This window comes from Mycobacterium sp. IDUB_1, assembly GCF_055419625.1.
Genome location: NZ_JBVAYA010000001.1, coordinates 1,458,327 through 1,472,553, shown reverse-complemented (window position 1 = coordinate 1,472,553; position 14,227 = coordinate 1,458,327). Strand labels below are relative to the sequence as shown.

At 69.7% G+C, this 14,227-nt stretch carries 18 protein-coding genes; 4 read left to right on the top strand and 14 right to left on the bottom strand.

What is annotated here, in order from left to right; translation table 11 throughout:
* Window positions 1-4: 4 nt before the first annotated feature.
* The 6 genes from ACZYYX_RS07420 to ACZYYX_RS07395 are packed head-to-tail and all read right to left on the bottom strand — an operon-like array spanning window position 5 to window position 3,768.
* The gene (locus ACZYYX_RS07420; RefSeq protein ID WP_463813776.1) at window positions 5-1,588 is read right to left on the bottom strand and encodes a phospholipase D-like domain-containing protein; all 1,584 of its coding nucleotides are present in this window, start codon (window positions 1,586-1,588) and stop codon (window positions 5-7) included.
* On the bottom strand, window positions 1,585-2,130 hold the full coding sequence (locus ACZYYX_RS07415) for an alkaline shock response membrane anchor protein AmaP (protein ID WP_463813775.1): 546 nt from the start codon (window positions 2,128-2,130) through the stop codon (window positions 1,585-1,587). The genes ACZYYX_RS07420 and ACZYYX_RS07415 overlap by 4 nt, the downstream gene beginning before the upstream one ends.
* Window positions 2,127-2,729 carry a DUF6286 domain-containing protein gene (locus ACZYYX_RS07410; RefSeq protein ID WP_463813774.1) on the bottom strand — a complete coding sequence of 201 codons (603 nt, stop codon included), beginning with the start codon at window positions 2,727-2,729 and terminating at the stop codon, window positions 2,127-2,129. The genes ACZYYX_RS07415 and ACZYYX_RS07410 overlap by 4 nt, the downstream gene beginning before the upstream one ends.
* Window positions 2,726-3,115 (bottom strand): Asp23/Gls24 family envelope stress response protein, encoded by a 390-nt coding sequence (locus ACZYYX_RS07405; protein ID WP_463813773.1) that lies wholly within the window; start codon window positions 3,113-3,115, stop codon window positions 2,726-2,728. Before ACZYYX_RS07405 ends, ACZYYX_RS07410 begins: the two co-directional genes overlap by 4 nt.
* Complete coding sequence (locus tag ACZYYX_RS07400; RefSeq protein ID WP_221361402.1) at window positions 3,108-3,287, bottom strand: hypothetical protein; 180 nt, start codon at window positions 3,285-3,287, stop codon at window positions 3,108-3,110. The genes ACZYYX_RS07405 and ACZYYX_RS07400 overlap by 8 nt, the downstream gene beginning before the upstream one ends.
* 37 nt (window positions 3,288-3,324) lie before the next feature.
* Complete coding sequence (locus tag ACZYYX_RS07395; RefSeq protein WP_463813772.1) at window positions 3,325-3,768, bottom strand: Asp23/Gls24 family envelope stress response protein; 444 nt, start codon at window positions 3,766-3,768, stop codon at window positions 3,325-3,327.
* Between the two features lie 213 nt (window positions 3,769-3,981).
* Between ACZYYX_RS07395 and ACZYYX_RS07390 the strand changes: the two genes are divergently transcribed.
* Complete coding sequence (locus ACZYYX_RS07390) at window positions 3,982-5,337, top strand: hypothetical protein (RefSeq protein ID WP_463813771.1); 1,356 nt, start codon at window positions 3,982-3,984, stop codon at window positions 5,335-5,337.
* Here the strand turns inward: ACZYYX_RS07390 and ACZYYX_RS07385 are convergent.
* The 5 genes from ACZYYX_RS07385 to ACZYYX_RS07365 are packed head-to-tail and all read right to left on the bottom strand — an operon-like array spanning window position 5,263 to window position 8,792.
* The gene (locus ACZYYX_RS07385; protein ID WP_463813770.1) at window positions 5,263-5,745 is read right to left on the bottom strand and encodes a hypothetical protein; all 483 of its coding nucleotides are present in this window, start codon (window positions 5,743-5,745) and stop codon (window positions 5,263-5,265) included. The genes ACZYYX_RS07390 and ACZYYX_RS07385 overlap by 75 nt on opposite strands.
* Entirely contained in the window at window positions 5,742-6,848 is a 1,107-nt protein-coding gene (locus ACZYYX_RS07380) for a molybdopterin-dependent oxidoreductase (RefSeq protein WP_463813769.1), read from the bottom strand. Before ACZYYX_RS07380 ends, ACZYYX_RS07385 begins: the two co-directional genes overlap by 4 nt.
* Window positions 6,845-7,474 carry a methyltransferase domain-containing protein gene (locus ACZYYX_RS07375; RefSeq protein WP_463813768.1) on the bottom strand — a complete coding sequence of 210 codons (630 nt, stop codon included), beginning with the start codon at window positions 7,472-7,474 and terminating at the stop codon, window positions 6,845-6,847. The genes ACZYYX_RS07380 and ACZYYX_RS07375 overlap by 4 nt, the downstream gene beginning before the upstream one ends.
* Complete coding sequence (locus ACZYYX_RS07370) at window positions 7,474-8,139, bottom strand: TIGR04282 family arsenosugar biosynthesis glycosyltransferase (RefSeq protein ID WP_463813767.1); 666 nt, start codon at window positions 8,137-8,139, stop codon at window positions 7,474-7,476. Before ACZYYX_RS07370 ends, ACZYYX_RS07375 begins: the two co-directional genes overlap by 1 nt.
* Window positions 8,136-8,792 carry a glycosyltransferase family 2 protein gene (locus ACZYYX_RS07365; protein ID WP_463813766.1) on the bottom strand — a complete coding sequence of 219 codons (657 nt, stop codon included), beginning with the start codon at window positions 8,790-8,792 and terminating at the stop codon, window positions 8,136-8,138. The genes ACZYYX_RS07370 and ACZYYX_RS07365 overlap by 4 nt, the downstream gene beginning before the upstream one ends.
* 102 nt (window positions 8,793-8,894) lie before the next feature.
* Between ACZYYX_RS07365 and ACZYYX_RS07360 the strand changes: the two genes are divergently transcribed.
* From ACZYYX_RS07360 to ACZYYX_RS07350, 3 genes are all read left to right on the top strand, one after another.
* Window positions 8,895-9,608 (top strand): response regulator transcription factor, encoded by a 714-nt coding sequence (locus ACZYYX_RS07360; protein ID WP_463813765.1) that lies wholly within the window; start codon window positions 8,895-8,897, stop codon window positions 9,606-9,608.
* Complete coding sequence (locus ACZYYX_RS07355) at window positions 9,595-10,620, top strand: sensor histidine kinase (protein ID WP_463813764.1); 1,026 nt, start codon at window positions 9,595-9,597, stop codon at window positions 10,618-10,620. Before ACZYYX_RS07360 ends, ACZYYX_RS07355 begins: the two co-directional genes overlap by 14 nt.
* 186 nt (window positions 10,621-10,806) lie before the next feature.
* The gene (locus ACZYYX_RS07350) at window positions 10,807-11,247 is read left to right on the top strand and encodes an ester cyclase (RefSeq protein ID WP_463813763.1); all 441 of its coding nucleotides are present in this window, start codon (window positions 10,807-10,809) and stop codon (window positions 11,245-11,247) included.
* Between the two features lie 11 nt (window positions 11,248-11,258).
* Here the strand turns inward: ACZYYX_RS07350 and ACZYYX_RS07345 are convergent, their stop codons facing one another.
* Genes ACZYYX_RS07345 through ACZYYX_RS07335 form a run of 3 tightly spaced genes read right to left on the bottom strand, consistent with a single transcriptional unit; the run spans window position 11,259 to window position 14,218 of the window.
* On the bottom strand, window positions 11,259-12,377 hold the full coding sequence (locus ACZYYX_RS07345) for an NAD(P)H-dependent flavin oxidoreductase (RefSeq protein WP_463813762.1): 1,119 nt from the start codon (window positions 12,375-12,377) through the stop codon (window positions 11,259-11,261).
* A gap of 33 nt (window positions 12,378-12,410) precedes the next feature.
* A complete protein-coding gene (locus ACZYYX_RS07340) occupies window positions 12,411-13,445 on the bottom strand; it encodes an NAD-dependent epimerase/dehydratase family protein (protein ID WP_463813761.1) in 1,035 nt (344 codons plus the stop codon).
* On the bottom strand, window positions 13,442-14,218 hold the full coding sequence (locus tag ACZYYX_RS07335; protein ID WP_463813760.1) for an S-methyl-5'-thioadenosine phosphorylase: 777 nt from the start codon (window positions 14,216-14,218) through the stop codon (window positions 13,442-13,444). Before ACZYYX_RS07335 ends, ACZYYX_RS07340 begins: the two co-directional genes overlap by 4 nt.
* Window positions 14,219-14,227 lie beyond the last annotated feature (9 nt).

The window sequence follows — 14,227 nt, the reverse complement described above, 5'->3', positions numbered from 1 at the left end:
CGTTTCACCCTTTCTCGTGATGAGCGCCCCCTGTGGGCGCTGACATCAGTTGGTCGTCTGCAAAGTCGGATTCCGTACGCGCCCAGGAGGTGATGTGCGACACGATGTTCGGGTAGGCGCGGGCAACGGGCCACAGCACCAGTCCGGTCACCAGGCTGGCCAGCCCTTCGAGAAGTGAGGGAGGCACGTGATCGGGGTCCATCAGGTCGTTCTCGCCGAGGGGTCCGGCGTCGCGCGAGATCATGAACCGGGTGAAAGACCGCAGCGAACGACCCGTGCTGCGCAGGGCGTCGACGGTGGCCAGGAACGAGCCGCGGCGCTCCAGCTCCCGGCGGAAATCGGTGACCGACACTCCGAGATGTTCGGCGACGAGATCGTCTCGCGCGAGCAGGATCTCGTGCGCCACGTCGGTACGGTCCCCTGCTTCGATGGCCACGTCACATTCACTGTCGAAGCCCAGCGATCGGTTGTTCAGATTCGACGAGCCGATCCGCAACAGTCGGTCGTCGATCACCATCACCTTCGAGTGCACGTAGACAGGCATGCCTCCGGTGGTCACCGGCCAGTAGACGCCGAATCGGTTGTGCTCGTCGGCTTTCCACAGCTTGCGCAGTAGTCGCTCGCGGGCGCTGTCCATCGACTCCTGCTCGAGACGGCTCTCCGAGCTGCGCGGCAGGACGATCACCACCTCGGGGCCGTCGGGTTCGCGGAGCCTGGCTGCGAGCGCGTCGGCCAGGCGCCGGGACGCGAGATACTGGTTCTCCAAATAGATCACGGAGCGGGCGCTGGCGATCGCGGCGAGATTGAGAGCCTCGACCTCACGGACCTCCGCCCGCGCCCCGAAGGACGGAAGGGTGCGGGCGACCGCGACGTCGACGTCGCGGACGTCGGGGCGCAGCCCCCGCGGCCACGTCGGCCCCACGGGGGTCACCGGTTCGAGCTCGGTGCCCGTCGCATCGCGCCACCGCTGTCTGGCCTGTTCGGCCAACACCCGCGCCGCGGCGTCGTCGACCACGGCCGCGACCTCGTGACGAGGTCCGTAGGTGTGTCCTGCCGAGGAACGGCCACGGTCGTGGCGGGCGTGGTCGCGCCTGTCCCAGCGGCCCAGCGTCAGATCGATGCCGCCGCAGAACGCGACCGCATCGTCGATCACGACGATCTTCTGATGGTGCACGGCGCCGGTGGGCCGCGCGCCGTCGACCGCGAAGTGCATGCGCGGCAACGTGAATCGATTGACCAGCGAGACGGGGGTGAGACCGAACCAGAACTGGTCCAGTGCGGGCAGCAGGTTCAAGTTGGACTTGAGCAGATAGACCTCGAGCTCGGGGCGTCGCCACACGAGCCAGGTCAGGAACAGCCCGAGAGTGTCAGGGCCGCTCAATGTGGAACCGGTGGGCTCGAAAGCCGTGCGCGCGTCCAGATCCCAGCCGATCAGCATGATCCGCCGCCGCGCGTTCAGCATCGCCTCTTTGACGTAGTAGAGGTAATCCGCACCGTCGACGAGCCGGCTGAAACTGCCGGCGCGCTCTGTGCGCCAGCACGTCACACCCGGCTCGAGGACGGCACTCGTCTGCTCGTCAGTCGTCATCGCACGACAGTTCCGGCCTTGGTGTCGACGCGCAGAACGGTGCGGATCGCGACACTGTCGCCGAGCATCGCCGCGGCGGTGCGGGCGGTGTCGTCTGCTGCGACGATGGCAGCGGAGAGACCGGACCGGGCGGGGACGCGCGCGGTCAGCGTGACGGTGGGTCGCCCGCGATCGAGCGTGGCGCTGCCGGATGCCTTCGTGACCGCGGGGTCGGCGGCCAACGCGTCAGCGGCAGCCGAGGCCACGGAGGTGGCGTCGGCGGTCGCGGTGGCGTCACCCGTCAGATCGACCCGGGCGGCCTTGGGCGGCCAGCGATGGGCGGCGAGCCAGCGCAGTGCCAGCAGGATGGCCAGGATGCCGGCACCGCCGAGTGCCCACGGCCACCAGGAGGCCGACGTCCAGCCCGGCAGCGGCGTCCGGAGGGCGCCGCTGGCGCCCAGATCCCCTTGGACCCAGGCGACGGCGGCCAAACCGAGCGCCACGAGGCCGCTGCCTGTCAGAAGGGTCACGGCGCGGTCGAACGCGACAGCGGCGCGAGTCATGAGATCTCCTCTGTTCGGGTGCGGACGACGACGCGCGGCGGGCTCTGCAGCGTAGCGAGACTGCGTGTCACCGCGTCGGTGATGGTCCCACGCATCGCACCACTGTCGTCACGGGTGACGCGGCAGCGCACGACGACTCGTCGCCGGGATGACGTGGCACGCGCGTCGACCACACCGGCGACGTCGCGGGCCGCGGCCCCCGCCAGCGCGGCGATGCCGTCCACAGTCAGGTAGATGGGTGTCTGGGCGGTGACGGCCACCGCGGTGCGGCGGCGCGGTGCCAGTGCGACCGCCGCCACGACGAGACCGAGGAGGACCGCCGCGGCGCCGGCAACCGTCACCCACGCTGCGGGTTCGAAGCCGTCGACGGCGCCTGCGACAGCTGGCGACCACGTCGACCCCGAGGCCCAGCCCAATCCCACGACGGCGTCGCGGACGGCGACCACACCAAGTGCGGCGAGCAGGATGGCCAACAGAACCGCGACCTTGCTCGCTCCCGCCGCGGCGAGCGGAACGGGTGCCGCACGCACCGACAACTGCTGCGGTGCCTGGCTTTCTCGCGTCGTCTGAGCCTTCTCGGCCATTTTAGCCGTGGTCATGACAGTTTCCTCTCGGTACTGGGTGGCACGATCGTCGCCACGTGCACCGTGACGCCGTCGACCGTCAATCCGGCGTGGTCGCGCAACGCCGTCGTGATGCGACCGCGCGCATCCGCCGACAGCGCGGCCAGCGGCCGGCCCCATTCGGCGGCGACCTCGACCGCGGTGCGGACGTGGTCGCCCGCGACGACGGCGTCGACGCGCGGAAGGTCGTGGCCGACGAGATTGCTCAACGCTTTCCCGTGCCGCCGCACCCCGGGGGTGGTCAGCACGGCAGCCTCCACCAGGTGCTCGATCGCGCGGTCGCGGACCCGGAGGCTGCCGCGGTCACCGGGATCGGTGACCGCAGCCGCCTCGTCGACGACGGCCGCCGTGGTCTCAGCCACGGCCCCGGCCCTGCAGCCAGGTCGTCACGTCGAACTCGCCGTCGCGCTGGCCGCCGATCACGTAACCGATCGCGCCGAGCACGAGCGCGATGAGGAAGCCGGTGAATCCGCCGGCCGCAGCGGCCACCCCGAGAAGCACCCCGGCGAGCATGCCGACTGTTGCTGTGGTCATCGTTTCTCTCCTCTGCCGTACGTCGTCGGGTGGTCGGTCACTCGACCCGGCCCGAGCGGTCCTCGGTGTCGTCTCCGTCCTCGTCGGGCACGTGGATGTCGTGGACGGTGATGTTGACCTCGACGACCTCCAAGCCCGTCATGCGCTCCAGTGCGGCGATGACGTTACGGCGGATACCCGCTGCCACGTCGGAGATCGAGACGCCGTACTCGGCGACGATGTCGAGGTCGACCGCAGCCTGCTTCTCCCCCACCTCGACCGAGACGCCCTGGGAGTAGTTGGTGGATGCGCCGGGGATGCGGTCGCGCAGCGCGCCGACGGCGCGGCTGGCGTTCCCGCCGAGGTCGTGCACGCCGTGCACTTCGCGCGCCGCGAGGCCGGCGATCTTGGACACCACGACGTCGGCGATGGTGGTGCTGCCCTGGGTGGTCACCAGCGGGCCGGAGCTGGCCTTGGCAACGGTGGTGGTCGGGGTGGTCATGATGGTCCTCCTACGGTGATGTGTCAGTGTTCGTACACGTCTTCAGTCGTGGCTCGGGGTTCGATCCGAATGCCGGATCGGTGTAATCCCGCACACATCACCGCGCGTGAGCACATGCGCAGCAGGCTCGATTACCCCGCCGGAGCGCGACCTCAAACCGTTGTCATCGACACGTCAGACCTGCATCAGGTCGCGGTCCCTAGGCTGTCGGGGATGTCTGTGACTCGCAGAGAAGCAGTGGCCGTCACCGTCGCAGTGGTCCTCGTGGCGGCGGCGTTCGTCGTGCCGCGCCTGCACCTGCCCGTGGTGACACCGTTGCTCAACGCGAGCCCGGACCGGTTCCGCGACTTCGCCGACACGGCACCCATCTTCGGGTGGTGGAACGCCCACGTGGGGCCGGGCACGATTCCGGCGGTCGCGATCGGTCTGGCCGCTGTGCTGTGGGGACAGGCGCTGGCCGCGCGGCTGCCGTGGCGCGCGGTGCCGTGGGCGGCGTGGGCGACGTCGTGCGCGTGGGCATTCAGCCTGGCCATGGTGGACGGCTGGCAGCGCGGATTCGCGGGACGGCTGACCGCCCGCCACGAGTACCTGCGCCAGGTGCCGACGATCGACGACGTCGGCGAGGCGGTCCGCACCTTCGCCAGTCGAATCCTGGACTACCAACCGGACTCCTGGATCACCCACGTCTCCGGGCATCCCCCGGGTGCCCTGCTGACCTTCGTGTGGCTGGATCGCATCGGGCTCGGCGGCGGAGGGTGGGCCGGGCTGCTGTGCCTGCTGGCCGGCTCCAGCGCCGCGGCCGCGATTGTCGTAGCGGTGCGCGCGCTCGGCGACGAGGACACCGCGCGCCGGGCCGCCCCGTTCGTGGCGGTCGCACCGACGGCGATCTGGATCGCGGTCTCGGCCGACGGCTACTTCGCCGGGGTCGCCGCCTGGGGCATCGCCTTGCTGGCCCTCGCCGTCACCGGCTCGGCGCGGTGGCCCGTCGTAGCCGCGGCGGGAGCTGGGCTGCTGCTCGGCTGGGGCATCTTCTGCAATTACGGGCTGGGGTTGATGGCGCTGCCCGCAGTCGCAGTGCTGATCAGTGCGCGCAGCCGGCGCTCGCTGCTGACCGCGCTGGTGCCTGCGGTGCTCGCCGCGCTGCTGGTGGTCGGGATCTTCGCCGCCGCCGGATTCTGGTGGCTCGACGGGTACCACCTTGTACAGGAACGCTATTGGCAGGGCATCGCCAACGACCGGCCGTTCGCGTACTGGGGCTGGGCCAACCTGGCGGCGGTGGTGTGTGCGATCGGGCTCGGTAGCGTGGCAGGGCTGAGCCGGATCGTCGATCTGACGGCGTTGCGGCACCGCAGCGGAGTGCACCTGGTGGTCTTCGGCGCGCTACTGGCCATCGTGGCAGCCGACCTGTCCCGGCTCAGCAAGGCCGAGACCGAACGCATCTGGTTGCCGTTCATGGTGTGGTTGGTGGCTGCGGCGGCTCTGCTCCCGCGACGCTCACACCGATGGTGGTTGGCGCTCAACGTGATCGGCGCGCTGGCCATCAACCACCTGATCCTGACGAACTGGTAGGATCCGCTGCGCGCGAAACCGCTGCCCGAGGACGCAGAGCGGCACGCACGCCCAGACCACAGCCAGCGCGATCCAGAACCCGGGCACGTAGTCACGGTCGAGCACCGTCGTGTTGTCCGGTCGCATGCCCGGCTTGTCGTACACCGGCACCGCCAACAGTGCCAGCACCACGCTGCACAGGGCGGCGACGGCCACCGGTGCGCGCCAGCCGGCAGGCACCAGTCGTCGTGCCGCGTAACCCAGCGCCGCGCACGCCGGCGCGAACACGAAGTCATGCAGTATCACCCCGGCCGCCGCCCAGATTGCGATCCGCATCAGCACCACCGGCGGATCGTGGACCAGTAGGAGCGCCCCGTAGGCCGCGAGCGCCAGTCCCGCGGCAACCAGCACAGCGCGTATGACCGTCACGGCACCACCTCGATGCGGGTCAGCCATTTCGTCTGCAGCACACCGGGTCTCGACGGTGCAATCAATCGGCACGGATAGCCGTGGTCCAGGTTCAACGTCTCACCGTTCAACCGCAGCGCGATCAGCGTCATGTCGTCGCGCGCATGGCGGGCCGGGAGCACGGTGCGCGAGTACGGCCCCGGGCCTTCCAGCGAGATCATCCGAACGTCGGAGTCCGGTGCCGCGCCGACCGCAGCGAGCAGCTGGGCGAGCACCACCCCGGTCCACTCCGCGTCGGCGCTCCACCCCTCCACGCACGCGATCGGCAACCGGTGCGTGCTCTGCGGCAGTGCGGCGAGCTCGGCGACGCTGAACTGACGGCTGCGGGAGCCGTTGACGACGGTCAGCCGGTACTCGGGCGAGCGGGCCCCGGCGATCACGCCCGCCGCGATCGCCGAGCGGTTCACGGGAACACCCTGTGGCCCTTGGCCCGAACGCGGCGCCAGCACCGAGACACGGCGCAGCAGCGGAACCGTCTGGCCCACCGTGACGACGGTAGCCGCCGCTACCGCCAGCCACGTCCCGACCAGTACCGTGCGCCGGGACGGGCCCTGGCCGCGCGCGACCGGATCGTCGAGAGGCTCGCCGAGCGCGCGCCGGATCACCGGCAGCTTGACCCCGATGTGCACCACGACCGCGCCGATCGCGACGTAGGCGACCGCGTAATGGGCTGTGGTGAAGAAGAATCCGAACACATACCATTGCGCGGTGTTGAGCAGCCCGGTGCTCAACTGGAAGATCATCGATGCGACCAGCACGAGGATGGACAGCCGTTCCAGGGCACGGACCGGGCCACCGAGCAGCGGCCGCTCGAACAGCTTCGGCCACACCGACCACAGCTTGACCATGAGCAGGGGGATGGCGGCGATACCGCTGGCGACGTGCAAACCCTGCGTGACGCGATACAGCCACACCGGCCGGGTGGGCCACCAGAACCAGGGCTGGGGATGTTGGATGAAGTGGCTGATCAGGCCGGTGAGGAAGCAGATCCCCACGGCCACACCGAGAGCCAGCCCGACCCGGGCTGTGATCGCGGTGCCGCGCAGAGTCGAGGTGCGGGTCACGCTGCGGCGAGGGTGGCGACCACCCTCGTGCCGATGTGGCGGATGCCCGCGACCGCGAGCCCCACCTCGGCAGCCAGCGCGGGCATGCTGTCGATACCGACCGACGCCCACTTGAACCACGGGCCGATCGTGCGCGATGACTCCAGACGCACCCATCCGACGTCGATTCCGATTGCTGCGGAATCGAATTCGACCAGACACTGGCCGCCGCTGCGCAGCAACTCCGCCGCGCGGCTGAGAACCTTCACCGGATCGCCGCCGAGCCCGACGTTGCCGTCGGCCAGCAGCACGGTCTGCCAGCGGCCCGTTCCGGGGAGCGGCTCGAACAGGTCCCGATGCAGCGCGGGCGCACCGCTGCTGCGAGCCAGCGCGACAGCGGTGGCTGACAGATCGACGCCAAGCGCCGGCACGCCGCGCTGCACCAGATGCGACACCAAACGCCCTGGCCCACAACCCAAATCGATCGTCGGACCCTCGCACATGTCGACGACCGCGGTGTCGAACCGGTCGTCGGCGTGCCTGCCGCCCAACCAGCTGTGCACCGGCAACCGGCTCACCCGCCCGTCGTCGCGGCGCACCCAACATCGTTCCCCGGTCAGGGCTCGGTCGTAGAGCTGTCCGAACATCAGGCCTCCACCGTCGCAGTGATCCGGCTGAACCGCGAGCCCACCGGGCAGGCTCTGCGCACCGCCTCGACGTCGTCGATCGTGTCGACGTCGGCGAGTTCGGGGACAAGGCCTACGGATAATCCGGTGTCCCTCAGCGCGGCCAGCGTTACGGCACCCGTGTCGGGCGCCGACATCGGAACCCCACGCAGACACTCGGCATAGGAGGCGGCCCGCACACCCAGCACCCACCAGCCACCGTCGCGGGCCATGCCCAGCACGGCGTCGTCGTCGGTCAATCCCTGCACGCACTCGGCCAACAGATGCGGTGTCACCTGCGGCGTGTCCATCCCGATCTGCACCACCGCCGTCGCCCCCGTGGCCTCCGCGGCGTCGATGTGGGCGTTGGCGAGCCGATCGGCGAAGCCGTCTCCGCGCTGGGGCACCACGACGAAATCGCGGAGCCGCGAACGGATCTCCGCGGAACGGGCCGCGGCGTCGAGATCGCCGGTCATCGCAACCACCCGAGCATCGGAGGAGGTGCCCGCCACGGCGTCGAGGGTGTCCAGCAGCGCCGCCGCGGCGATCTCGGCAGCCGTGGCGTCACCGACGGTGGCGGCCAGCCGCGTCTTGGCCAACCCCGGCACCGGAGCCTTGGCCACCACGAGCAGACACGTGCGGCTCACCGGATCACCTTCATGAAGTCCAGCGCGGCGATGGCGCTGCCGCGCATCGAGCCGCTCACCTTCGAGGTGCCGCCCGTGCGGGGACCGTAGGCAACGTCACGTTCGACCACGGTCCAGCCCGCCTGCGCCGCCTTCACCAACAACTCGAGCGGATAGCCCGACCGGCGATCGGCGACACCCAGCCCGAGCAGCGCGTCGCGGCGCGCCACCCGCATCGGCGCGATGTCGTGAACCGGCAGGCCATAGCGACTGCGGAGCCGCCAGCAGACCGCCGCGGTGCCGAGGCGCGCGTGCCACGGCCACGTCAGCCCGGGAGTGGCGCGGCGCCGGCCGATCGCCATGTCGGCGCCCCGCTCGACGTCCTCGACGAGGGCGGGAAGGTCCTGCGGGTCCAGCGAACCATCGCCGTCGAGCACAGCCACGAGCGGCGTCTCCGCCGCCTCGACCCCCGCGTGCACGGCCGCGCCGTATCCCGGCGTGGTCTCGGCAACGACGGCGGCGCCGTATCGACGCGCCACCAGCGCGGTCCCGTCGGTGCTGTTGTTGTCCACCACGACAGCCCGATACCCCGCAGGTACAGCCGCCAACACCCCCGGCAGTGACTCTGCCTCGTTGAGGCACGGGAGCACCACCGTGACGGGACAGACGGGCATGTTTCGCAACGCTAGGCGAGGCGGACGGCGTGCGCGAGTGGCAAGCCTGACGAATCCATGACATAGGTGCAGGTCGTGGGGGTCTGCGGCTAACCTCGGGGAGTGACCCGTGTGCTGATCGCCGACGACGACGACGTCGTCCGCGATGTCGTGCGCCGCTACCTGGAGCGCGATGGCCTCGATGTGTCGACCGCGCACGACGGCACGGAGGCCCTGCGACTCCTCGGCTCCCAGCGCATCGACGTGGCCGTACTGGACGTGATGATGCCCGGCCCGGACGGTCTGTCCTTGTGCCGTAACCTGCGCAAACGCGGCGGTTATGCCGTGCCGGTGATCCTGCTGACCGCCCTCGGCGAAGAGGACGACCGCATCGCGGGGCTCGAGGCGGGCGCCGACGATTACCTGACGAAACCCTTCAGTCCGCGTGAGCTCGCGCTTCGGGTGCGCTCGGTGCTGCGCCGCGCCCCCGCTGCCCCGGGTGTGCTGCCGATGGAGCTGCGAGCGGGAGAGCTGACCGTGTCGACCGCGTCGCGCACCGTCAGCTCAGCCGGCAAACCCGTCAGCCTCACCAACCGAGAATTCGACCTCCTTCTGTTCTTCCTCACCCACACCGACAACGTCTTCACCCGCGAGGACCTGCTCAAGCAGGTGTGGCACTGGGACTTCGGTGACCTTTCGACGGTGACCGTGCACGTCAAGCGGCTGCGGTCCAAGCTCGGCGACCGCCACCGGGTGCAGACGGTGTGGGGTCGCGGCTACATGTGGGCCTCCGAAGGCTCCGAGGCGAGCGCCGGAGCACCGGGTGCCGACGACTGAATTCTGGGAGATCGTCGGTTGGGCCTTGGCATGCTCTGTGCCGGTGGTCCTGATCGGAGCTGCGGTGATCCGGTTGGCGCGAACGTGGTCACTGGCCGTCAGCATGGTCGTGCTCGTGCTCATCCCGGTACTCGCGACGTTGGCCGGGGTGATCGGTGCCAGCGGATTCATGATCACCGAGACGTTCGAGCGCACCGTGATGGTGCTGGTCATCGTCTCCGTCGTGACGATCCCCGCCGCCGTGATGCTGGGCCGCTACCAGGCCAGACGAACGGTGTGGGAGGCCGAGATCCGCGACTCCGAACGCGCCGCCGAGCACTCCCGGCGCCGGCTCGTCGCGTTCGTCAGCCATGACCTGCGCACACCGCTGGCCGGAATCCGTGCCGTGTCGGAAGCCATCGCCGACGGCGTGGTCCCCGACGACGAGGTGCGCGTGCACGCAAAACACATCGAGCACGAGTCGGTGCGGCTGTCCGAGATGGTCGACGACCTGTTCGAGATGTCGAAGATCAACGCCGGCGCGCTGACGCCGTCGTTCGACAAGGTGGCCCTGGACGAGGTCGTCGACGACGTGCTGGCCGCGCACCGGATCGCGGCCGAACGCGCCGGGGTTCATTTGGAGGCGAACCTGCCCGAGGAGCCGGTGCGGGTGGTCGGCAGCGACCGGGCGCTGGTGCGGGTGCTGTCGAACCTGGTGGCCAACGCGATCGCGCACACGCCCGAAGGCGGCAGGGTCGAGCTCGCGTTGGGCGCCGACGAGAACAGCGCATGGGCTCGGGTCGACGACACGGGCGTGGGAATCGACGAGGCGGACCTGCCGCGCGTCTTCGACGTCGCCTATCGCGGATCGAACAGCCGGGTGCCACGCGCCGACTCGTCACTGCCGAGCGGCTCCGGGCTGGGCCTGGCGATCGCGGCCGGGCTGGTGCAGGCACACCGCGGCACGCTGTCGGCGCACAATCTGCCGACGGGCGCGCGCTTCGAGGTGCGGCTCCCGCTCGCCATCGACTGAGCTCGGTGTCGCGAGAGTGCCTCCTCGGTAGTGGCGGTAGCTGGGCAGCTACCGAGAGCGCACTTTCGCGGGCGGGGTGTGAATCACCGAGCAAGAGCGGAGAACGGCAATAGCACTCCCGAGACTCAGGGGCGGCCTACAGTCACTACGTTGACCATGAGGTCAATTCTTCAGGAGGAGGCCTCCATGACAACGGTCAGCGACACCACCAGCCTTCGGCAGCGCCGCGAGGACATCGTGAACGAGCACGCAGAGGCAGAGAACCGACACGATGTCGAGGCGACGATAGCTACCTTTCACCACGCACGGTACGAAGTGAACGGCGTTCCGAGCGACGGTGGCGATGCTGTTCGAGAGCTCCTCGAGGGTTTCATGGCCGGTCTCCCCGACTTGCACGCCGAGATCGGCACAATGCGTCATGCCGACGACGCCGTATTCGGTGAGGGACGGATCACCGGAACCCACGACGGCGAATGGGCCGGCATCCCCCCAACCGGACGCCGCGTCGAGATTCCGATAGTGGGGATCTTCGAGTTCGACGGCGATCGGCTGTTGTGCGAGAAGGTCTACTTCGACATGGCCGCCGTGCTGACTCAGATGGGTGTCCTTCCACCGCTCAGCCAGTAGCGCGTGCCGGGTCAGCCGGGCAGTGAGTTGCTCAGGCGATCCGCCGCGGCCAGGTAGTCCTCGATGAACTCACGGACCACCTCGCGGGCCGGCTTCACCTTGTTCATCAGCCCGACGCCCTGCCCGACGAAATAGGTGGCCAGCGCCTGGGCGCCTTCATGTCCCTGCGCGGCGAGCACGTCGATGCGGCGGATCACCGGCTCGCACAGCATCGACTGCAGCGGCAGCGGCAGCGGCTGATGACCCTCGGAGTTCGGCTGCCACGCATCGGTCCACTCCGACTTCAGCTGCCTTGACGGCTTGCCCGTCCGCCCCGCCGACCGCACGGTGTCGCGCGAGGAGGCGGCCAGCATCTTGGCCACCGTGTGCGGCGCCGTCTCGGCTTCCTCGGTGGTCAGCCACACCGACCCCGTCCACGCGCCTGCCGCACCCATCGCGACCATGCCGGCCATCTGCCGACCGGTCACGATGCCGCCGGCCGCCAGAACGGGCACAGCCCCGTCGACGGCCTCGATGACTTCTGGCACCACGACGAGCGTGCTCACCTCGCCGCAGTGGCCGCCGGCCTCGGTGCCTTGAGCGACGATCAGGTCCACGCCCGCGGCGACCTGCTTGACCGCGTGCTCCTTGGCACCGACCAGGGCCGCGACCGGGATGCCGCGCTCCTTGCCCGCCGCGATCATGTAGTCCGGTGGCACGCCGAGCGCGTTGGCGATCAGCTTGACCGGGTGCGTCAGCGCGACGTCGAGCAGCTCCGGGCCGGTGTTGCCCGACAGCGACGAGCCGCCGAGCCTGCGCTCCGGCTCGGGCTCGATGTCGTGGGCGCGCAGGAGATCGTCGACGAGCTCGCGGTAGCTCTGCGGAATCCGCGACGCGAGGTCGGAGCCCGACAGCTTCTCCCCCTTGCCCTCGAACTTCGCGGGCACGATCAGGTCCACGCCGTAGGGCTTGCCGCCCACCGCGTCGTCGATCCAGGCCAGCTCGCGGTCCAGCTGCGCCGGGCTGTACGCCGTCGCGCCGAGCACACCGAACCCACCGGCATTGGTGACCGCGGCAACCACATCCCTGCAGTGGCTGAACGCGAACAAGGGAAAGTCGATACCGAACTGGTCGCACAACGCTGAGCTCATGCGGTCAGTATTACTTGACAGTTGTCAAGAATGCTAGACACCCCGGAGCGGCGCCGTCGCGAACTCCGCCAGACCGTCGGCCGGAGTCACCGCCGCGCGGAAGCCGAGCACCCGCGCCGCCTTCGCCGGATCCGCGACGATGTGCCGGACGTCGCCACTGCGGTACTGCCCCGTCACGAGCGGCGTCACATCACCGCGCGCCTCGCACAATGCCGCGGCGACATCGAGGATCGCGATCGGCCGACCCGAGCACACGTTGAACGCGTCGAACCCCTGGGCGTCCGCCTGCACCGCCGCCACGTTGGCCGCCGCGACGTCGTCGACGTGGACGAAGTCCCGCATCTGCCCGCCGTCCTCGTAAACCTTTGGCACATCGCCCTTTTCGAGCGAAGAGCGGAAGATCGCGGCGACACCCGAGTACGGGGTGTCGCGCGGCATACCGGGCCCGTAGACGTTGTGGTAGCGCAGCGCCACGACCGAACCGCCCGTCGACTCGCTCCACGCGATCGCAAAGTGCTCCTGGGCCACCTTGCTCGCCGCGTACAGGCTTCGCGGGCGCAGCGCGGCGTCCTCGTCGACCAGCGCCCAGTCCACCCGCTCGCCACCGACCGGGCAGAGATGGTCGAACATCCCCGCATCCAGATCCTCGCGGCGCCGCGGCTGCGGCTCGACGTCTCCGTGCTGCGGGCACACGAACCGGCCCTGGCCGTAGACCACCATCGACGACGCCAGCACCAGGCGCTGACATCCGGCGGCGAACATCTCGGCCAGCAGCACCGCGGTGCCCAGGTCGTTGTGCGACGCGTAGGACGGCGCATCGGCGGCGTTGACCCCGGCGCCGACCACCGCGGCCTGGTGGCAGACGACGTCGACACCGTCGAGCACCCGCGCAACAGCGGTAGCGTCCCGGACATCGACGTGCGCGACACCGTCCGGCAGTTCGGCGCCCTCCCCGTGGGCGGCGGCCAGCATCGCGTCGACCGCGACGACGTCATGGCCGGCGTCGGTGAGCTGCGCCCAGATGCGGGACCCGATGAAGCCGGCCGCGCCGGTCAGCAGCACCCTCACGGCAGGTCGAACGGCAGCTCGACACCGGCGTGGGGCAGGCAGTGGGTGCAGGTGCGCTCGGAGGAGACGTTGGCGATCGCCTCGTGCACGAGCTGCTTGAACGGCACCAGGTTGCGCTGGAACTCGGCGAAGACGTCGACGGCCGTCACCCCCTGCCCCGACTCGATACCCGCATCCAGATCAGTGACCAAAGCGATTGCCGCATAACACATCTCGAGTTCGCGTGCGAGTACCGCCTCCGGGTATCCGGTCATGTTGACCAGCCGGAAACCCTGACCGGCGAACCACTGACTCTCCGCGCGGGTGGAGAACCGCGGGCCCTGGATCACCACCATCGTGCCGCCGTCGACCACGTCCGGCAGCCCGGTCACCGCCTCACGCAGCGTCGGGCAGTACGGATCGGCGAAGCCGACGTGGATGCCGCCGGAATCGAAGTACGTGTCCGCTCGGCCCGAGGTGCGGTCCACGAGCTGATCGGGCACCACCATCGCGCCGGGACCGAGCGCAGGATCGAGACTGCCCACCGCACAGGGACCGAAGATGCGCCGCACCCCGAGTGCGCGTAACGCCCACATGTTGGCGCGGTAGGGCACGGTGTGCGGCGAGAACTCGTGCTCCGTGCCGTGGCGCGGCAGGAAAGCCACCTCGTGCTCGCCGACCGTTCCGACCGTGATCGCTGCACTGGGTGCGCCGTAGGGGGTGTCCAGATTGACGGTCCGTGCGTCGGCACCGAAGAACGAATAGAACCCGCTGCCGCCGATCACTCCCAGCACTCACTGCTC